This is a genomic window from Nocardioides sp. AN3, from assembly GCF_054653495.1.
Map to the genome: position 1 here is coordinate 38,157 of NZ_BAAIGC010000022.1, position 19,869 is coordinate 58,025.

15 protein-coding genes are annotated in these 19,869 nt (G+C 72.0%); 6 read left to right on the forward strand and 9 right to left on the reverse strand.

Annotated features, from left to right (window positions below; translation table 11 throughout):
• Positions 1-106: 106 nt before the first annotated feature.
• The 5 genes from ACYQ1K_RS20185 to ACYQ1K_RS20205 form a co-directional block, all read right to left on the reverse strand.
• Positions 107-862 carry a hypothetical protein gene (locus ACYQ1K_RS20185; RefSeq protein WP_459985049.1) on the reverse strand — a complete coding sequence of 252 codons (756 nt, stop codon included), beginning with the start codon at positions 860-862 and terminating at the stop codon, positions 107-109.
• A gap of 93 nt (positions 863-955) precedes the next feature.
• On the reverse strand, positions 956-1,612 hold the full coding sequence (sigM, locus tag ACYQ1K_RS20190) for an RNA polymerase sigma factor SigM (protein WP_459985050.1): 657 nt from the start codon (positions 1,610-1,612) through the stop codon (positions 956-958).
• The gene (locus ACYQ1K_RS20195; RefSeq protein WP_459985051.1) at positions 1,609-3,609 is read right to left on the reverse strand and encodes a protein kinase family protein; all 2,001 of its coding nucleotides are present in this window, start codon (positions 3,607-3,609) and stop codon (positions 1,609-1,611) included. The genes sigM and ACYQ1K_RS20195 overlap by 4 nt, the downstream gene beginning before the upstream one ends.
• A gap of 66 nt (positions 3,610-3,675) precedes the next feature.
• Positions 3,676-5,334, reverse strand: a complete 1,659-nt coding sequence (gene murJ / locus ACYQ1K_RS20200; RefSeq protein WP_459985052.1) for a murein biosynthesis integral membrane protein MurJ — start codon at positions 5,332-5,334, stop codon at positions 3,676-3,678.
• Positions 5,331-7,481 carry a DUF6049 family protein gene (locus ACYQ1K_RS20205; protein WP_459985053.1) on the reverse strand — a complete coding sequence of 717 codons (2,151 nt, stop codon included), beginning with the start codon at positions 7,479-7,481 and terminating at the stop codon, positions 5,331-5,333. Before ACYQ1K_RS20205 ends, murJ begins: the two co-directional genes overlap by 4 nt.
• Before the next feature lie 85 nt (positions 7,482-7,566).
• On the opposite strand from ACYQ1K_RS20205, the gene ACYQ1K_RS20210 reads away from it, so the two are divergent.
• Complete coding sequence (locus tag ACYQ1K_RS20210; RefSeq protein WP_459985054.1) at positions 7,567-9,018, forward strand: CCA tRNA nucleotidyltransferase; 1,452 nt, start codon at positions 7,567-7,569, stop codon at positions 9,016-9,018.
• A gap of 169 nt (positions 9,019-9,187) precedes the next feature.
• Here ACYQ1K_RS20210 and ACYQ1K_RS20215 read toward each other — a convergent pair whose 3' ends face one another.
• Together ACYQ1K_RS20215 and ACYQ1K_RS20220 are read right to left on the reverse strand one after the other, a co-directional pair.
• Positions 9,188-10,270 (reverse strand): inositol-3-phosphate synthase, encoded by a 1,083-nt coding sequence (locus ACYQ1K_RS20215; RefSeq protein ID WP_459985055.1) that lies wholly within the window; start codon positions 10,268-10,270, stop codon positions 9,188-9,190.
• 13 nt (positions 10,271-10,283) lie between these two features.
• Complete coding sequence (locus ACYQ1K_RS20220) at positions 10,284-10,895, reverse strand: PadR family transcriptional regulator (protein ID WP_459985056.1); 612 nt, start codon at positions 10,893-10,895, stop codon at positions 10,284-10,286.
• A gap of 142 nt (positions 10,896-11,037) precedes the next feature.
• Between ACYQ1K_RS20220 and ACYQ1K_RS20225 the strand changes: the two genes are divergently transcribed.
• Both ACYQ1K_RS20225 and ACYQ1K_RS20230 read left to right on the forward strand, forming a co-directional pair.
• On the forward strand, positions 11,038-13,401 hold the full coding sequence (locus ACYQ1K_RS20225) for a transglycosylase domain-containing protein (RefSeq protein ID WP_459985057.1): 2,364 nt from the start codon (positions 11,038-11,040) through the stop codon (positions 13,399-13,401).
• A gap of 10 nt (positions 13,402-13,411) precedes the next feature.
• Complete coding sequence (locus tag ACYQ1K_RS20230; protein WP_459985058.1) at positions 13,412-14,845, forward strand: glycosyltransferase family 87 protein; 1,434 nt, start codon at positions 13,412-13,414, stop codon at positions 14,843-14,845.
• On the opposite strand, the gene ACYQ1K_RS20235 is transcribed toward ACYQ1K_RS20230, so the two are convergent.
• Both ACYQ1K_RS20235 and ACYQ1K_RS20240 read right to left on the reverse strand, forming a co-directional pair.
• Positions 14,806-15,837 carry an alanine racemase gene (locus ACYQ1K_RS20235; RefSeq protein WP_459985059.1) on the reverse strand — a complete coding sequence of 344 codons (1,032 nt, stop codon included), beginning with the start codon at positions 15,835-15,837 and terminating at the stop codon, positions 14,806-14,808. The genes ACYQ1K_RS20230 and ACYQ1K_RS20235 overlap by 40 nt on opposite strands.
• 4 nt (positions 15,838-15,841) lie before the next feature.
• Positions 15,842-17,002: a lipid II:glycine glycyltransferase FemX gene (locus ACYQ1K_RS20240; protein ID WP_459985060.1), complete on the reverse strand. Its 1,161-nt coding sequence runs from the start codon at positions 17,000-17,002 to the stop codon at positions 15,842-15,844.
• A gap of 208 nt (positions 17,003-17,210) precedes the next feature.
• On the opposite strand from ACYQ1K_RS20240, the gene ACYQ1K_RS20245 reads away from it, so the two are divergent.
• Genes ACYQ1K_RS20245 through ACYQ1K_RS20255 form a run of 3 tightly spaced genes read left to right on the forward strand, consistent with a single transcriptional unit; the run spans position 17,211 to position 19,869 of the window.
• The gene (locus ACYQ1K_RS20245) at positions 17,211-17,816 is read left to right on the forward strand and encodes an RNA polymerase sigma factor (protein WP_459985061.1); all 606 of its coding nucleotides are present in this window, start codon (positions 17,211-17,213) and stop codon (positions 17,814-17,816) included.
• On the forward strand, positions 17,816-18,301 hold the full coding sequence (locus ACYQ1K_RS20250; RefSeq protein ID WP_459985062.1) for a hypothetical protein: 486 nt from the start codon (positions 17,816-17,818) through the stop codon (positions 18,299-18,301). Before ACYQ1K_RS20245 ends, ACYQ1K_RS20250 begins: the two co-directional genes overlap by 1 nt.
• A 32-nt stretch (positions 18,302-18,333) precedes the next feature.
• Positions 18,334-19,869: a S8 family peptidase gene (locus ACYQ1K_RS20255; protein ID WP_459985063.1), complete on the forward strand. Its 1,536-nt coding sequence runs from the start codon at positions 18,334-18,336 to the stop codon at positions 19,867-19,869.

A 19,869-nucleotide genomic window follows, 5' to 3' on the forward strand; every position in this document is an offset into this window, starting at 1 on the left:
CTCCCCGCCGCCCGAGACGCCTCGTGACGGCGTCCGCTGCGGGGCAGTTCCTGTAACCGATCCTAGGTGAGGTTTGTTCCGTCTCCGGAGTCGGCGAGCCGTGCGGTCAGCCTGCCGGAACAGTGACCGACGCGAGCACCTCGGCGGACCCGCACGCGAGCACGTCGGCGACCTGCTTCCCGTGCGACGGGGGACGGAGCACGAGCATGACGTCGACCCCATCGAGGCGGGCCGGGACGGCCTCGCCGGGGCCCCAGTCGGCGGGCGCGCAGCCGGCGTCGCCGGCCACTGCCGGCGGTGCGCTCGACATGAGGCCGGACCGGAGGGCGGTCGTCGCGCGGCGTACGTCGGCCTCGAGTGTGGCCCGATGCAGCTCCGCGACGCCCGCAGCGGCGCTGGGTCCGGCGACCTGCCCGCCGGACTCCTTCATCGCCGAGGAGTCAGACGCCGCGCTGCCTGAGCTCGAGCCGCCGGAGTGGTCCGGCCCCAGCGTGCGCACGACGGCCCCGCCGACCACGACGGCCGCCGCCGCGACGAGCGCCACCGCCCAGCGCCGGCTTCGAGCAGATCGACGGGCGGCAGATCGATGCCCGGCAGGCCGGGCCGAGCCGGGGAGAGCCGAGTCAGCCGCCGACGAGAGGGGCCCGGGCGAGGAGAGGGCGCCAGGGGAGTTGGGCTCAGGGGAGTCGGGGTCAGGGTCAGATGTACGCCGGCCCGCGAGCGGCGTGACCTCCCGGCGCTCGGCCGTGAGGTCGTCGAGCACTCCTTCGAGACGCGCGACGACGTCGGCCGGCATCGGCTCGTCGTGGCGTGCGTCGGCGAGCAGGCGGCGGACCTGCTCGTCGTCGGGAGTGTCGGGCATCGGTTCCTCGAGAGAGTGCGAAGGGGCGGTGCGTGGTCACCCGTCGGGCGCGTGCATTCGGTTGCTGACTCACCGCTCGGGCAGTCGGGGGGGTCACCCAGGAGGTGCCCGGGCGGGTGGCTCCGTCGATGGGACGGATGGCGGCGGCTCGCGGTTCCCCTCGACGGCCGACGTGTCGTTCGACGAGATCACGCCGGCGGCCCGCAGCAGCACTGCCAGACGCGCCCGCCCCCGGGAGGCGCGGGACTTCACGGTGCCGACCGGCACGTCGAGCACCGCGGCGGCCTCAGCGACGGGCATCGCCTCCATGTCGATGAGGACGAGAGCGGCGCGCTGGTCGGCGGGGAGCTGCGCGAGAGCGGCGAGCACGAGCCGCCGTTGCTCGGAGCGCTCGGCGGCGGCGGCCGGGTCGACGGCATCGGCCGCGGGCGGCGGCAGCGCCGCGTCATGGTTTTCGGGCAGCGGGGAGGTGCGGCGTACGGAGGCCGCCCGGACCCGGTCCAGGCAGGCGTTGACGACGACCCGGTGCAGCCAGGTGGTGACGGCGGAGTCGCCGCGGAAGGTGTGGGCACGGCGGTACGCCGCGACGAGGCCGTCCTGGAGCCCGTCGGCGGCGTCGTCGGCGTTGCCCATGGTCCGCAGGGCGACCGCCCAGAGCCGGTCGCGATGGCGGGCGAAGAGCTCGGCGAAGGCGTCGGCGTCGCCTGCGACGTGCGCGGCGATCAGATCCGCGTCGGAGCGCTCGCTCACGCCTGGGTCCCGGCGACCGAGACCTCGGCCACCTCGGTCCGGAACCCGCCCGTGACCTGGGGAAGCGAGGTGAACCAGAGGGTGACGTACCGGCCCCGCGCCGCCGGGGTGATCGGCACCACCGCCGTCTGCGCTGCGGTCGCGGTCACCGCCGGCTTCCCGAGGGCGCTGCCAGAGGTGGGCGCCGTCGCCCCGACGTAGATCGACACATGTGTCCCGGGCTGGATGAAGGTGATCCGCACGCGGCTCACGTCGAAGGTGGCGTGGAGGTCGACGATCAGGCCGACGCCGCTCTTGATGCCGCCCGGGCCGAGGTTCTGCAGGTAGGTCGACGTCCGCCATGTCGTGGCCGGGTCGCCGTCAACGGCGCGCGGAGCGAGGTCGCTGTTCTCCGCGGGCGGGTTGCCGAAGGGGTCGAAGTCCTTCACCGTCAGCGCGCTGATCGGATGCGCCGCCGGCGTCGCCGAGCCGCTGGCGCTCGGAGAGCCCGACGACCCGGCGGACGGCGTCGTGTCGTGGTCGCCCTGCAGCTGGGCGACCACGATGCCGCCCAGGACGAGCAGCACGAGGAGCACGAGCCCCAGGCCCAGCCGCAGCCAACGGCGGCCTGGCACGGGCGGCTCCTCCGGAGTCGCGTCGAACGGCCAGAACGACGCGGAGTCGTTCAGCGGCTCCGGAGGCGGCGGTGGCGTCGCGGACGGCCGGGCCCGACGGACAGGGCTTCCGTCACCAGGATCGGGAGCGAAGAGCGGGCGCTCCGGCGGCGGCTCGAGCGGCGGCGGTGGCGCCGGGATGTCCTCTCGCGGCGTGAGCCACTCGGTGCCCGCAGCCCCCTCCGCCGGGTCGGCGGCCCCCTCGGCGCGATCTGTCCCGGTGGAGCTCTCGGTGTCGTCGAAGACCGGCAGCCCGGCCACGGTCGCCTCCGGCTCCGGGTCCGGCGCGCGCTCCGCGGTCGGCGTGGGCTCGGTTGGGGGCTCACCACCGCGCCCCGCAGCGGTCCCGGTGGCGTTCGCGGCTGCGGCCCCGGCCGCCGATCCGGCCGCCAATCCCGCCGCCAACGTCGAGTCGGGTGTCGAGTCGGCTGCGGCCCCCGCCGCGGACCCAGCTGCCGGCGCCGACCCAGCCGCGGACCCGGCTGCGGACCCGCCCGCCAGCCCAGCGGCGGCAGGTGGCCGCTGGGCGACGACGGCCGTCTGGGACGTGTCGGCGAGCTCGTCGGAGAGGCCGTTGCGGTCGCCGACGTACGCCGACAGGATCTCGTGGAGCTCGCGAGCGGTGTTGGGGCCGGCGTGGCGGCCGTGCGGGCGGTTGAGCACCTCGTCGGCCAGGTCGTCGAGCACGCGGGGGACGCCGGCCCGGATCTGCCGTGGCCTCAGCACGCGATACTCGGCGCCGTGCTGCTCGCGGGGCGCACGCGGCATCGCGGACTCCGAGGCGCCGGCCCACTTCCCGGTGAGTGCGAACTGCAGGAGCCCGGCCAGGTCGACGACGTCGGTGCCGATCCGGTCGGGTGCGAGCCCGAACAGGGCCGCCTCGACGGCGAACCCGATGATGCGGACGGCGCCGGTCGTGTCGATGAGGACGTTCTCGGGGTTGAGCCGGCCGTGCGCGATGCCCCTCTCGTGCGCGGTCTCCAGCGCGGCGGCCACCTCGGCGACGATCCAGGCGGCTCGTCGCGGCAGCAGCGGGCCCTCACGTGCGACGAGGTGGTCGAGGGAGACGCCCTGACCCCACTCGTTGACGACGTAGCAGATCCGCCCGTCGTTCTCGATGTCGAGCACGCGCAGCAGGCGTGGCTCAGCGACCTGGGCGGACGCGCGAGCCGCCTCCATCAGCCGGGCCGCCCGCTCGTCGTCGGCGTCGATGACGTGGATCGCCACCGCGCGCGACAGCACCTGGTCGTAGCCGCGCCAGAAGCGACCGCGGCCCGTCTCGCTGAGCAGGTCGTCGAGGCGATAGCGACCCGCCAGCACGTCACCGGGACGCTTCCTCGTCATGGCACCTCCCCCCGGTGACGACATCAGACCTGGCCGCGTCGCCATCGTAGGACGTCCGGCAGGCGGCTACCGCCGCAACCGCCTGGTCACCGTGTCGATGACGTCGGTCAGCTCGGTGATCCGCATGGCTCGGGCGAGCAGCAGCAGCACGGTCACGTCGAGCACGCCGATGACGAGGCACTGCGCGGCGGAGCCGAGGACGCCGTACGACGTCGACAGCGGCGGGACCAACCGGACGACGACCCAGGTCAGCCCGGTCGAGACGCCGACGGCCACCGCGAGCCGGATGAGGAAGCGCAGCAACGTCCGCGTCTTCAGGCCACCGACCCGGTGCGACAGGGTCAGGTAGGAGACGGCGGAGCCGACGACGTACGAGAGCCCGTAGGCGACCGCGAGCGCCGGCGCCGTCTGGCGGGCCGACGTCAGCGAGACGAGGACGAGCGCGGCGACGACGTTGGTCGACGCGACGGCGCACTGGATGTAGAAGACGACGCGGTTCTCCTCGCGGGCGTAGAAGCCGCGCAGGAGGAGGTAGTGGACGGTGAAGAAGACGAGGCCGGGCCCGAACAGGACCAGCGTCGGCACGTAGTTGTCGACCTCGGGCTTCGCCGCGCCGTATCCCCAGAGCACCTCCGCCGCGGGGCCGGCGAGCAAGGGGAGGGCGGCCGCGAACGGGATCATCACGGCCAGGGCCGTCCGCAGCGTCGGGGCGAGCGTGCGGGCGAGGGCGCGCTGGTCGCGGGCCTCGGCGAACGAGGACATCCGGGGCAGGATCGCCGTCGCCAGCGAGACGGTGATGATGGCGTGCGGCACCATGATGATGAGGAAGGTCTGGGAGTAGATCGAGTAGCCGGTGCCCTCCGAGCCGCCCCCGGCCGTGCCGGTCGAGGCCAGGTGCACTACGACGGCGTACGCGATCTGGTTGGCGATGACGAAGAACACCGTCCAGACCCCCAGCCGCAGCGTGTGACCGAGGCCGGAGTCGCGGAAGTCGAAGCGTGGCCGCAGCGAGACGCCGGCGAGCCGGAGGTAGGGCACCAGCACCACCAGCTGGGCGACGATGCCGAGGGTCGACCCGACGCCGATCAACAGCGCCCGGCCGCTGGTGAACGGGCCGAGGTGGGGGTCGTCGACGCCGAAGGTGGCCAGGTAGGCGACCAGGACGGCGATCGAGATGACGTTGTTGGCGATGGGCGCCCACATCATCGGGCCGAAGTAGCGCCGGGAGTTGAGCACCTGTCCGACGAGCACGAACATGCCGTAGAAGAAGACCTGGGGCAGGCAGTAGCGCGCGAGGGTGACCGCCGAGTCGTACGACGCTCTGCTCCACGAGTCGTCGACGAAGATCTGCAGCCACCACTGCGCGGTCAGCATCAGCACGACCGTCACGACCGCGAGGAACAGGCCGACGAGGGTGATGACGCGTCGGGTGTAGGCGTCGGCCCCGTCGGCGTCGTTCTTCAGCGACCTGACCAGCTGCGGCACCAGGACCGCGTTCACGACGCCGCCGGCCAGCAGGATGTAGAGCATGTTGGGGATCGTGTTCGCGATGTTGAACACGTCGGCGTGGATCAGGTTGCCGAGCGCCGCGGCCAGCAGGGCCGACCGGACGAACCCGGAGGCGCGGGAGACCAGCGTGCCGGTCGCCATGACCGCGCTGTTGCGCAGGACCGACTGCTGGTCGGCATCGCTCTGGGCGCCGCGGGGGCCTGCTCGATGGCTCACGCGCGTGCCGTCCTGACCCGGCGGACGAGCCGGACCGCGATGGCGCCGAAGAGGAGGGCGCCCCCGACGGCGAGGAAGAGCCAGATGATCTTGCTGACCTGAGCGGCGCGGATCGGGACGTACGCCGACCCGCCGGTGCGCTCACCCTGCGTGTCGACGATCTGGAGACTCACGTTGTGCACCCCTGCCTGTGCCTGGCTGGCGTCGAGAAGGACCGTGGCGCGGCCCGAGCCTGCCACCTGCACCGACTTCGGCGCTGAGATCGCGATGCCCGGGTCGGTCAGCGCGTGGATGGCCACGGTCACGGGCTCGTCGAGCCCGTTGACGACGGTCGCGGCGAACCGTCCCGACGACCCCGACAAGGTCACGGCCGAGGGCGCCTGCACCCTGATGCCGGCCAGCTGGGTCTCGATCCAGCCGCGTGAGGCCACCGCCTCGTCGTTGGTGCCGCCCACGCGCGCCGAGTGCCCGAGGGTGGTCAGCGCCTCGTCCACGACCTCGGAGGCGACGGTGTCGTTGCGGGTGAGCACCCGCTGCAGGCTCCGGCCCGTCCGGATGAGGGCCTCGGCGGCGAGGAAGGAGCGTCCCGTGAGCTCGTCGTGCACCGAGCTCGACGGATAGCGCAGCGCCTTCGGGTCGATCTGCGGCGCGACCTGGCCGGCGGTCGCGGCCGACAGCCCGGCGACCTGCAGCCACGGCTGGGAGAGGCCCTGGACGAACCCGGCCGGGTCGGCGGGACGCCACCGGTCGGGCAGGGTGACGATCAGGGGCGCCTGGGCGGGGTCGAGGGCACGCACCGCCGCCTCGGCGAGGACACGCTGGCGCAGCGGTACGTCGGCCAGCGGGTCGCCGGGGCCGGGGCCGCCACTGGCGGCCTCGGAGGAGGACACGGCGATCCGCCACGACCCGGCGCTCACGACAGGCGGCGCCGAGTCCTGGCCCCAGGCGAGCTCCTCGGGCAGGGCCGTGTCGGAGAGCACCGTCGGCGAGGCCGGGTCCGTCATCTGCAGGGCCGCGGCGCTGGTCACGCCTCGTGGCGGCGCGCTGACCTGGAGGGCGTTGATGCCGAGACCGTCGAAGAACGCGGCGCTACGGCTCCGCGCGGTCGCATACAGCTTCGGGTCATGGACCGCCGCGGCCGCCTCGTCCGTGTCGCCGTAGGGAAGCGCGAGCACCTCCGACTCCCTCAGCATCGGGAGCATGGCGTCCAGCCAGCCCGAGGCCACCGCGGCGGTGGCCGCCGCCTCGGGGCTCGGCTTCGGGTTGCCGTCCCCGTCGCTGTCGGCGTCGGCGGACGGTGTGGGCGTCGGCGTGGGGCTCGGCGAGTCGGAGGCGCCGGCCGGCGGCTTCGCCGTCGGGGCGAGGTTGCGCGCGGGGTTGCCGGCCGCCAGCTGCTGGAGCGCGTCCAGCACCGCCGGGTCCACCAGCCAGCTGAGCGACCGACCCCCGGGGGTCGAGGCCGCCTCGCGCAGCCGGCCCAGCCGGCCGGTGGCCGACAGCAGCCGCTGCCAGCTCCCGAGCGCCGCGACGGAGCCGTCCGGGTTGCGCGTCACGTGCGCGCGCACCGGCACGAGCACGGCCGCGCGGACCGGCGTCGTCCGCCCGGACACGACCGGAAGGAACGTGCGGGCACGTCCGTCGGCGACGCTGTCGTAGCCGTCCGGCCCGGACCCGAGCGCGTGCACGCCGAACCAGTAGACGCCCGGGTCGGTCGGCAGGTCCTGGCGCGGGACGAGCAGCGTGTAGCTGATCGTCTGACCCGGCTGCAGGTCGCCGATCGCGACGCGGTCCGTGACGATCCGCTCGCCCACCTCGGCCGTCTCGTCGGTCTCGGCCGCCTGGGCCAGCTCGGTCATCGTCGTCATCGGGGTGAGCGAGCGGAACGGATACAGGCTGACGTCGCGCCAGGTGGCGTCGTCGGCGTTGGTCACCGTTCCCGTCACCGTGACCACGCCGCTCCCGCGGGGTCTCAGCGCGGACGGCGTCAGGGTGTCGACCGTGACGGTGAGCGGGGCGACGTCGGAGTCGGTTCGCGCCGCGTGAGCGGGTGCGGGCGCGACGCCCAGCAGCACCATCGTGAGTCCCCCGAGCACCGCGGCGAGCACGGTGACGCGGGCGCGACGAAGCGCCGCTCGGGGTCGAGGCATGGAGGGGAGGATATCCGCCGGGACTGTGCAGGCCGCGTCGGCGCGATCGGGCAACTGCACGCGCGAGCACCTAAACTCACCCCCCGTGTCCGAGACCGAGCCCGCCGCCCTGACGATCGCCGACGTCCAGCGCTCAGTGGTCGCGGAGCTGGACCGCATCGGTCCGGTCATCGACGAGCTGGGCGAGCTGTTCGCCGCCGCCGGGCACGAGCTGGCGCTCGTCGGCGGACCGGTCCGCGACGCGATGCTCGGCCGTCAGCACAATGACCTCGACTTCACCACCTCGGCGCGACCCGGCGACACGGAGCGGATCCTCAAGCGCTGGGGCGACGCCACCTGGGACATCGGACGCGACTTCGGCACCATCGGCTGCCAGAAGGGCCCGTGGCAGGTCGAGGTGACGACGTACCGCTCCGAGAGCTATGACCCCACCTCCCGCAAGCCCGACGTGAGCTTCGGCGACTCCCTCGCCGGCGACCTGGTCCGCCGCGACTTCACGGTTAACGCGATGGCCGTGCGCCTCCCGGGGCGGGAGATCGTCGACCTGTACGGCGGCGTCGTCGACCTGGCCACCCGGATCCTCCGCACCCCCGGGACTCCCGAGGCGTCCTTCTCCGACGACCCGCTCCGCATGATGCGGGCCGCCCGGTTCGCCGCGCAGCTCGGCTTCGACGTCGCGCCCGAGGTGGTCACCGCGATGACGGACATGGCCGACCGGATCACGATCATCAGCGCCGAGCGCGTCCGTGACGAGCTGGTGAAGCTGGTCACGGCGCCGTACCCCCGTCGGGGCCTCCGGCTCCTCGTCGACACCGGCCTCGCCGACCGGGTGCTGCCCGAGCTGCCCGCCCTGCAGCTGGAGCGGGACGAGCACCACCGGCACAAGGACGTCTACGAGCACACGCTCACTGTGCTGGAGCAGACGATCGGCCTCGAGCCGCGACTCCCCGACGGCGGACCCGACTTCGTCGCCCGCTTCGCGGCTCTCATGCACGACGTCGGCAAGCCGAAGACGCGGCGCTTCGTCGACGACGGCACCGTGACGTTCCACCACCACGACGTCGTGGGCGCCAAGCTCACCCGCAAGCGGATGCAGGCCCTGAAGTTCTCCAACGCCGACATCGACGCGGTGAGCCACCTGGTGGAGCTGCACCTGCGCTTCCACGGCTACGGGTCCGGCGAGTGGACGGACTCGGCCGTCCGTCGCTATGTGCGCGATGCCGGTGACGAGCTCGACCGCCTGCACGTGCTCACGCGCGCGGACTGCACGACCCGCAACCGGCGCAAGGCGGAGCGGCTCTGGCGGACCTACGACGCGTTGGAGGAGCGGATCGGGCGGCTCGCCGCCGAGGAGGAGCTCGCCTCCCTGCGACCCGCGCTCGACGGCAACCAGATCATGGAGATCCTCGGGCTCGCACCCGGCCGCGAGGTCGGCGAGGCCTACCGCTTCCTCATGGACCTGCGCCTCGACGAGGGCCCGATGACGCCCGAGGACGCCGAGGCGCGCCTGCGGGAGTGGTGGGCGGCTCGCGGCTGACTCTCGTTGGTCGAGTAGCGAGCGTCGGACGGTCGCCGGTCGAGTAGCGAGCGCCAGCGAGCGCATCGAGACCCTCCCACCCTCGAGCGCGCGAAGGCCCCGCCTCCCTGGGGAGACGGGGCCTTCTGGGTCTCGATACGGCGCTGGCGCGCCTACTCGACCAGCGGGGTCACTCGCCGGCGATGAACTTCTCGAGCAGCGCGCGACCCTCGGTGTCCTCGATCTGGACCGGCGGGCTCTTCATGAGGTACGCCGACGCGGGGATGATCGGGCCGCCGATGCCGCGGTCCTTGGCGATCTTGGCCGCACGGACGGCGTCGATGATGATGCCGGCGCTGTTGGGCGAGTCCCAGACCTCGAGCTTGTACTCCAGGTTGAGGGGGACGTCACCGAAGGCGCGACCCTCGAGGCGAACGTAGGCCCATTTGCGGTCGTCGAGCCACGCGACGTAGTCGGACGGGCCGATGTGGACGTTCTTGTCGTCGATCTTGTCGGCCAGCTCGCCGGACAGGTTCGAGGTGACGGCCTGCGTCTTGGAGACCTTCTTGGACTCGAGGCGCTCGCGCTCGAGCATGTTTTTGAAGTCCATGTTGCCGCCGACGTTGAGCTGGTAGGTGCGGTCCAGCGCGACGCCGCGGTCCTCGAAGAGCTTCGCCATGACGCGGTGCGTGATGGTGGCACCGACCTGCGACTTGATGTCGTCACCGACGATCGGCACGCCGGCGGCCTCGAACTTCGCGGCCCACTCGGGGTCGGAGGCGATGAAGACCGGGAGGGCGTTGACGAAGGCGACCTTCGCGTCGATCGCGCACTGCGCGTAGAACTTGTCGGCCTCCTCCGAGCCCACCGGCAGGTAGGAGACGAGGACGTCGACCTCGGCGTCCCTGAGCACCTTCACGACGTCGACCGGCTCGGCCGCCGACTCCTCGATGGTCTGCTTGTAGTACTTGCCGAGGCCGTCGAGGGTCGGGCCGCGCTGGACCTCGACGCTCTTGAACGGAACGTCCGCGATCTTGATGGTGTTGTTCTCCGAGGCGTTGATGGCCTCGGACAGGTCCTTGCCGACCTTCTTGTCGTCCACGTCGAACGCGGCGACGAACTCCACGTCACCGACGTGGTAGTCGCCGAACGTGACGTGCATGAGCCCGGGGACCGTCGTGGACGCGTCGGCGTTCCGGTAGTACTCGACGCCTTGGACGAGGGAGCTGGCGCAGTTGCCGACACCCACGATTGCTACACGTACCGAACCCATCAGGGCTCCTTTCCTAGTGCGAAGATGCGTGCGGGTCGCTCTTGGTGGAGCTCCCGCGGCTGACGCCGCTTTCTGGGGTTGGGTTTGCAGGGTTCCTCTCGGCATTGATGAGGTCGGAGAGCCACCGCACCTCTCGCTCGACCTGCTCGACGCCGTGTCGCTGGAGCTCCCCGGCGTATCGGTCGACCTCCGCCTGGGTCATCGCCAGCTCGCGCTGGACGCGGTCCAACCGCTCCTGGAGCCGGGTGCGACGGCCTTCGAGGACGCGCAGCCGGATCTCCATGTCGGTGCGGCCGAAGAACGCGAACCTGATGTCGAAGTTGTCGTCCTCCCATGCGGTGGGACCCACCTCCGACATCAGGCGCTCGAACTCCCGATGCCCCGCCTCGGTGACCCTGTAGACGATCCGCGGACGGCGGGTCACCGGGGTGACCGATGCCGTCTCCTCCTCGATGAGGTGGGCCCGCAACATCTTCTTCAAGGTGGGGTAGAGCGAGCCGTAGGACAGCACCCGGCCCCAACCGAGCATGAGGTTGAGCCGCTTGCGCAGCTCATAGCCGTGCATCGGACCCTCGTGCAGCAGTCCGAGGACTGCCAGCTCGATGGTCTCTGCGCGACGTGCCATGCGATCTATCGTAGCGATATATCCGCGAATTGCGAACCCTCGGTACATCGGCGAGTCATGTCGGGTTCGCCGAAAGGTCGCGCCGCGGTGTGGTAGACGACGATCTGACCGCTTTGGGGTGGGGCCCGTACCCTGTTGCCCCGTGAGTTCTCCGACCCCCAGTGGCAAGCGACGACAGCCGCCGAAGAAGGCACCCGCCGGGGGGCGGGCCAGGACGACCGGCCGCAAGGGGAAGGCCGCGCCGGCGCCGCGCGGCGTCAAGGGCTGGCTGCTGTGGCTCCTCAAGTGGGGCCTCGTCGCCGCGCTCGGACTGGTCGTGCTGCTCGCCGTGGTCCTCTTCATCGCCTACCAGCGCACGTCGATCCCGAAGGCCAACGAGGCCTTCCAGACGCAGACGACGAACATCTACTACGCGGGCGGCAGGAGCAAGATCGGCCAGTTCGCGGTGCAGAACCGCGAGTCGATCCCGTTCGCCCGGATGCCCGACTGCATGAAGCAGGGCGTGGTCGACGCCGAGAACCGGTCGTTCTGGACCGACAAGGGCATCGACCCCAAGGGCATCATCCGGGCCGCGTTCAGCAATGCGAAGGCGGGCGGGACGACGCAGGGCGCCTCCACGATCACCCAGCAGTACGTGAAGATCCTCTACCTCAACCAGCAGAGGACCTACACGCGCAAGATCAAGGAGGCCTTCCTCTCCCTCAAGCTGCAGCGCACGATGAGCAAGCAGCAGATCCTCGAGGGCTACCTCAACACCATCTACTTCGGCCGCGGCGCCTACGGCATCCAGGCCGCCTCGCAGGCCTACTTCGACAAGCCCGCCGCCAAGCTGACGCTGCCCCAGTGCGCCGTGCTGAGCGCCGTGCTGAACAACCCCTACGGGCTCGACCCGGCCAACGGGAGCGCCGCCGAGTCCGCGCTGCTGGCCCGCTACCGCTACGTGCTCAACGCGATGGCCAACGCCGGCGACATCAACGACACCCAGGCCGCCAAGGCCGAGTCCGCGCTGCCGAAGTTCCCCAAGATCAAGGCGAGCTCCTCCCGTGGTGGCCAGAAGGGGCACATGCTGACCCTGGTCGACCACGAGCTGCACCAGCTGGGCTTCACCGACGAGGAGATCACCGGCGGCGGGCTCAAGGTCACGACGACCTTCGACAAGCAGGCCATGGCCAACGCGGAGGAGGCCGTCAAGGAGGTCGCGCCGACGCGGACCAAGGACGGCACCGGCAAGATCACCGACAAGACCCTCCACGTCGGCGTCGCCTCGGTGGTGCCCGGCACCGGGGCGCTCGTCGGCTTCTACGGCGGCCAGGACTTCCTCAAGTCCGAGATCAACTGGGCCTCGGCGGGCGGCATGGCCGGCTCGACGATGAAGCCGTTCACGCTGGCCACCGCTCTCAGCAACGGCTTCTCGCTGAAGGACACCTTCGACGGCAACTCGCCCTTCACCTACCCGGGGTCGACGCTCCAGATCCACAACGAGGGCGAGCAGGCCGGCGAGGCCAACGGCCACTCCTACGGCGCCCACATCAGCGCGATCACGGCGCTCGAGCAGTCGGTGAACACCGCCTTCGTCGACATGTCGAGCGCGATTCCGAACGGTCCGAAGAAGATCTACGCGACAGCGACGAAGATGGGTCTCGCGCCCGCCACGCCGCAGCAGGCCCTGCCCGGGATCCCGTCGAAGACGCCCGACCTGTCGCCGAAGGACGCGCTCATCACCCTCGGCAAGGCGCAGGTCAGCCCGATCAACATGGCCAACGCCTACGCGACGATCGCCAACGGCGGCGAGCGCGCCGACGTGCACGTCATCACCAAGGTCGTCGACCGCAACGGCACCGTCCGCTACCAGTACAAGAACCACACGACGCGGGCCATCTCGCAGGACGTGGCCGCCGACACGGCGTACGCCATGCAGCAGGTCGTCAAGGCCGGCACGGGTCGCTCGGCGCAGGCGATCGGGCGCCCGGCCGGCGGCAAGACCGGCACGGCGACCAACGACAAGGGCCAGGTCTCCTCGGCGTGGTTCGTCGGCATGACCCCGCAGCTCTCGACCGCGGTCATGTATGTCCGCGGGACCGGCCGCGAGCAGCTGGACGGCTGGATGCCGTCGTACTTCGGCGCCGACTACCCGACCGACACCTGGCTCGCGGTCATGAGGCGCGACCTCGAGGGCACCCCGATCGAGCAGTTCCCGCCGCCGGCCTACGTCGACGGCACGGCTCCGACCACGGGTCACGCGCCCATGCCGACGTACACGCCCCCGCCGCCCAAGCCCAAGCCGACGAAGAAGCCGAAGCCCACGAAGACGGCGGCGCCCCCGCCGCCGACGACGTCCGCGGCTCCGCAGACCCAGACGCCGAAGCCGAGCCAGACGCCGAACCCGACGCCGACCCAGCCCACCACGACGGTGACCCTCGGGCCCGGTGGCGGTGGTGGCGGTGGTGGCGGTGGCGGTGGCGGTACGCCGCGCTCCACGGCGCCGGCGGGCGGCAGCCCCCAGTAGCGTTCGGTCCGTGCCCGTCGTACACCCCACCGAGGACGACCCGGTCGCCCGCGCGCTGAGCGAGGGGATCGGAGGCCCACGGGGCACGCGTGCAGCCGGGCACCGCTGGTGGACCCCGCTGCGCCTGCTGCTCGCGCTGACCGCCCTGACGTTCGCGCTCGGCATGGTGCAGAAGTCGGGGTGCTTCGCCGACACCTGGGAGGACGGCACGGCGCGCTACACCCAGATGTGCTACTCCGACCTGCCCTACCTCTACACGGGCCGCGGGTTCGCCGAGCTCAACTGGCCCTACAGCTCCGACCCCCAGGTGCGCGCTCGCTACGAGGTGATGGAGTATCCCGTCGGGATCGCCTACTGGGCGTACGGCGCCGCCTGGGTCACCCACTGGCTCAACGGCTCTCCACCGCTCGACCAGCGCTACGTCTCGCCGGTCGACAGCCTCTGGGGGATGCCGAGCGTGCATCGTGAGATCCGGCTCTACGTCGTGGTCAACGCGGTCGGCTTCGCCGTGCTCGCGCTCATCACGACGTGGCTGCTCGCGGGCGTGCGCCGAGACCGTCCCTGGGACGCGGCCGGGTTCGCACTGGCACCGACGCTCCTGGCCGCCGGGCTGGTCAACTGGGACCTGGTCGCCGTGGTGTGCGTGGCGGGTGTCCTGTTCGCCTGGGCGCGAGGCCGGCCCGGCTGGACGGGCGTGATGATCGGGTTGGGCACGGCGGCCAAGCTCTACCCGCTGTTCCTGCTCGGGGGCGTCCTCGTCCTCGCCTGGCGCTCACGGCGCTGGGCCTCGTTCGGCTGGGCGGTGGCGGGGGCGGTCGGTGCGTGGGTGCTGGCCAACCTGCCGGCATTCCTGTCCGGGCCGGACCAGTGGAAGGTGTTCTGGTCGTTCAACTCCGGCCGGGGTGCCGACCTGGGGTCGCTGTGGCTCGCCGCCTCGGACACCTTCCACACGACCTTCGGGGTGTCCACGATCAACCACTGGTCCTGGCTGCTGTTCGGCGCCTGGTGCGCGGTGGTGCTCGCGGCGGGGCTCCTGGCCCGGCGTGCGCCGACCCTCGCCGAGCTCGGCCTCCTGATCGTGACCGGGTTCCTGCTGGTGAACAAGGTCTACTCGCCGCAGTACGTGCTGTGGCTCCTTCCGCTCGCCGTCATCGCCCGCCCGCGCTGGCGCGACCAGCTGATCTGGCAGGGCGCCGAGCTCGTCTACTTCGCGAGCGTGTGGTGGTATCTCGGGGCGTTCCTCACCTCCGGGCGCGGCGACACGCACCCGTTCTACACGTTCGCGGTCCTCGTCCGGGTGGCCGGGGAGCTGTTCCTCGTCGCGCTCGTGCTCCGGTCGTGGTTCGTGCGGCCTGTCCCGGGCGGCGCTCTGCCGCCGGGTCGCGACCCGTCAGCGACCGATGATCAGCTGACCGTGACCGAGTCGAACGCCGTGGCGGTGTAGCGGACGCGCACGTCGAGCGTCTCGCCGATGCCCGGCACCCGCGCCCCGCGGGGGAGCAGGAGCATCGAGGCCTGCATGTGCGGCGGCTCGGCGAACTGCAGGGCCTTGCCGTCGAGCACGTACGGCGACCTCAGGACCCCGAGCGACTCCAGGCCGCCCTTCGCCGCGACCGCGGCGCGCCGACGCAGGCTCGACTCGCCCGAAGGAGCCGCCAGGCCGATGCCGTGCGCGGTCCCGCCGGAGACGACCAGGAGATGCCCGGAGGCGCCGTGCCGCTGGCGGTAGCCGTAGGACTCACCGCGGGCGATCGGGTGCACGTCGAGCACCTTCGCGGTGACCGTGAGGGCGCCGCGGTCGCCCAGCCACAGGCCGGTGCCGACACGGGGGCGCAGGGTGATGTCGGGGTACGTCGCCCGCAGCCGCTCCAGCTCGGTGGGGGTGAGGTGGCTGATCCAGACGGTCGTGGCCTCCGCCCCGACGACGTCGTCCATCAGCTGGAGCGCCTCGGGGAGGTTCGCGCCCGTCATCGGCAGGTGGATCGTCACCCCCTCGACGCGGACCCGGCGCTGGGCGACGGGGGCGAGGTCCCAGAGGTCGGCGGCGCTCATGCCGTGGCGGCGCATCGACGTCATCCGCTCCAGCACCACCCGGGCACCGGGCTGCTGGGCGGCGAGGGCGCCCAGGTCCGCCTGCCGGGAGATCGTGTGGACGACCCGCCGCTGCAGGTCGGCAGGGAGCGCCCCGATCCACGGACGCCAGGGGGTGAGGACGACCAGCGACCCACCGAAGCGCTGCGCGACCTCGGGCAGCTCGTCGTACGTGCCGACGGCGAGGGTGTCGACACCGAGCCACTCCGCGCGGCGCGCCAGGCGCCCGAGGCCGAGGCCGTAGCCGTTGCCCTTGGCCACCGGGACGAGTCCCGGGGTCGCGGACGCGACGGACTGCAGGTGGGCCCGCCAGCGGGGGCCGTCGACGTGAAGATCGAGACTCATGACCTCACCGCCGGCTCATGTAGAAGGTGAACGCCTGGTAGATCCATGACCGCAGCGGGAGGTCCCACTCCCCGGCGTACTCGACGGCCTGGCCCCCGGTGCCCGCCTTGAACTGGATCAACCCGACGTGCGGGTCGTCGGCCGAGAGCGTCGGCGTGATGCCGCGCAGGTCGTAGACGTCGCACCCGGCCGCGAGCGCGTCCCGCATCATCGCCCACTGCAGCGCGTTGGAGCCGCGCACCTCGCGCTTGTGGCTGGAGGAGGCGCCGTAGGAGTACCACGCGTGCGCGCCGACGCGGACCATCGTGGTCGCGGCGACGAGGTCGCCCTCGTGCCGGGCGAGGTAGAGCCGGATGCGGTCGGGGTCCTCGGCCCGCATGGCGTCGACCATGGTGCGGAAGTAGGACAGCGGCCGTGGCGTGAAGTGGTCGCGGTCCGCGGTGTGGACGTAGAGGTCGTGGAACGCCTCGAGGTCGCCGGGCGCCCAGTCGGAGACGGTCACCTCGACGCCCTCCTTCTCGGCACGCTTGATGTTGCGGCGCCACAGCTGGTTCATGCCCCTGAGGAGGTCGGCCTCCGACTTCGCGACCGACGCCTCCGGATGGTCAGGGTCGGCATGGCGCAGGGGCACCTCGTAGGTGTACTGCGGCTGGCCGACCCCGAAGCCGTCCTCGGGGGACTGCGGGATCCAGCCCGCCGCGCGCAGCTGCGAGACCACCCTCGCGCCAGCGGGGTGACGATGCTCGGGGGGCAGGTCGACGAGGCGGCGTACGTCGTCCGAGGCGACGCCCTCCTTCACCTGCGCGGCGCTCCAGGTGGCTGTGCGCACCGGCGGCCCGAGCCGGACCGCGAACGCGCCGCCGGCCTTGAGGTGCGCGGCGAGCGGGTCGAGCCACTGCGCCAGCGAGCCTGCGTCACCTGACCAGTCGATCGCGGGGCCCTCCGGGAGGTAGGCCAGCGTGTAGCGCTTCAGCCGCGGCACGGGCCGGTGCAGCACCAGCCCGGCGCCGACCAGCTCGCCTCCGCGGAACCAGCCGAGAGACTCCGAGCGCCACTCCGTCTTCACGCGCGCCCAGGCGGGCGTCTGCAGGAAGCTCACCGAGCGCTGGCGCGCGACGAAGGCGAGATGCTCCTCGGCACTGATTCCTCGGACGGTGAGAGCCACACCGAGACCCTATGGGACGCCCCGTCGGCGTTGGGCGGGCGGGACGTCATGCGGAGCGTGGAAGTGGTTGCACCATCCGCATGACGTCCCGGGCGGATCGGTGCCAGGCTGGGTCCCGGCGGAAAAATGTTCTCGGGGCATGTATCAACGCCTCCTCCCGACCCTCCTAGGGGGCGTGACAGTGACGAGCACTCGGGGAGCAAGACCCATGAGCAGCAGCACGATCACCGAACGCGGTGATGCCGGGCAGGCGCCCGGCGGCGTGTGGGCGGAGTCCGCCGACGCCTTCGACCGGTGGATAGCGGGGGATCCATCGGCGTTGGACGACCTCGTGCGGGTGATGACGCCCGTGCTGTGGCACGTCGTGCGCGCCTACCGACTCGACGCCGAGACGGCGGAGGACGTCATCCAGAGCACCTGGCTGGCGTTCATCCGGCGCAGCTCGGCGATCCTCGACACCGCGGCCGTCGGAGGCTGGCTGACCATGACGGCGCGCCGTGAGGCCTGGCGCGTCGCCAAGGGGTCGGGTCGTGCCACGCCGACGGATGAGGAGGGGCTGGCGGCGCACCTGCCCCGGCAGCGGTCGGCCGAGACCGACGTGGTCGAGGCCGACCGTCGCGACCGTCTCTGGGGGGCGGTCGACGGACTGCCGGAGCGGTGCCGCCGGCTCCTCCGAGTCGTGGCGTTCGAGAACAGGCCGGACTACGCGAGCCTGGCCAGCGACCTCGGCATGCCGATCGGCAGCATCGGACCGACGCGCGGACGTTGCCTCGCGAAGCTGCGCGTCGCCCTGATCGAAGCAGGAGAGCTGTGATGACTGAGATGAGCCGCGACCAGCTGCTGGCGGTCGTCCGATCGGCGTACGAGGAGAACGACCCCGTCCCGCCCGGACTGGTGGACCGCATGCAGGCCGTCGCCCGCGGCGGCGCCGAGGACCTCGGGATCAGCCTCGAGCTCGAGCTGATGACCCTGCTCGAGCAGAGCTCCGAGCTGGCCGGCACGCGCAGCGCCGGCGATGCCACGACCCGATCGGTCTATACGCTCCGGTTCGTGCACGGTCAGCTCGACCTGTTGCTGCGGGTGGCTCCGGAGGGCGAGGCCTCCCGGATCGACGGCTGGGTGGTGCCCCCGGAGCCGATCACGGTCCGCGTCGTGCACGACGACGGAAGCACCTATGCCGCGGTCGTCAGCGAGACCGGCCGCTTCGACATCGCCGACGTGCCGCTCGGGCTGGTCCGGCTGCGGCTCGAGCCGCACGACGACCGCCCGCCGTTCGTGACCCCGAGCTTTGAGATCTGACCCAGTCCCACCTCCCCCAGGAGAACAGCCGCATGCGCCCGTCCGACGACCAGCCCCGCCCGAAGCCGCTCGACCGCGAGCCGGCGCTTCCGCGCAAGGAGACCATCGCGCAGGTGCAGGGCCGGGTGCTCGACCCGGCCACCGCGATCACGGTCAAGGGGGTGACGCCGCGGCCGACGGTGTACGTCGGTCCTCGCCTGCTGATCTCCAAGAGCGTCGACTTCGACGGGGCCGTCGAGGTCCTGCAGGCGGTCGCGAAGCCGCTCGGCTGGGTGATCGTCCCCGAGCCGGAGGACCCGCGCACCGTCGGGCTGCGGTTCGGCGTCCGCGCGGTCCGCATCGAGGTCGGGTCCGCGCAGGCGACGATCGCCCCCGACGGCTGGACCCTGCTGCAGCAGACCAGGGCGCAGTTCGGTGTCGAGAACGTCGTCGGCGTCGGCCTGGACCATGTCGTCTTCACCGACCCCTTCGGCGAAGGGCACCCGTTCGGGGAGGGGCACCCCTTCGGGGAGGGCCATCCGTTCGGCGAGGGACACCCCGCTGACACCTACGCCATCGCCGGCACGGGCGGGCGGCAGCCGATCGCGTACGCCGGCCCGGCGCCGACGCGGCCCCACGTGCCTGGTCGCCGGCCGGTGGTCGCCATCCTCGACACCGGCTGTGGCAAGCACCCGTGGCTCGACGGGGTCGTCCGCAAGGACGTCACCCTCGACGGCCACACCATCGGCTTCGACCACACCGTGCCGGACTCCGAGCTCACCGGGGACCTGGTCGGTCCGCTGGACGGCATGATCGACCCCCACGCCGGACACGGCACCTTCATCGCGGGTCTGGTGCGTCAGGCGTGTCCTGCCGCCGACATCGTCAGCTGGCGGATCATGCCGCCGGACGGCCCGATCCTCGAGACCGACTGGATCACCTCGCTCGCGCAGATCGCCGAGCTCGTGCGGCGCTTCCGTGCCGGTGAGGCCGGCGGGCAGGCCATCGACGTGCTGTCGATGTCGATCGGCTACTACCACGAGACGCCGGAGGACGCCCTCTTCGACCCGACGCTCTACTCGATCCTCGAGGATCTGTCCGCCAACGGCTGCCTGGTGGTCTGCTCGGCCGGGAACGACGGGACCAGCCGCCCCTCGTTCCCCGCGGCCTTCGCCCCGTGGAGCGACGGAGCGGGCCCCATCCCGTCCTCGCCGGACGTCCTGCCGGTCGTCTCGGTCGGTGCCCTGAACCCCAACCGCACGACGGACGCGCTCTTCAGCAACGCCGGCCCCTGGGTGCGCGCGCACGCCGAGGGCGCGGCGGTGATGAGCACGATGCCGGTGACCTTCCAGGGCGGGCTGCAGGCGAGCGCGGCGACGAACGCGTTCGGTCGTTCGCGGGCGAGCATCGACCCCGACGACTTCACCGGCGGCTTCGCGGTGTGGAGCGGCACGTCCTTCGCCGCGCCCCTGCTGGCCGGCCGGCTCGCCGAGGCTATGCGCATGTGCATGGAGGAGGACGACACCGTCGACAAGGCGCGGGCGCGCGCCTTGGCGGCGGTACACGAACTGACGACGATCGCGCCATGA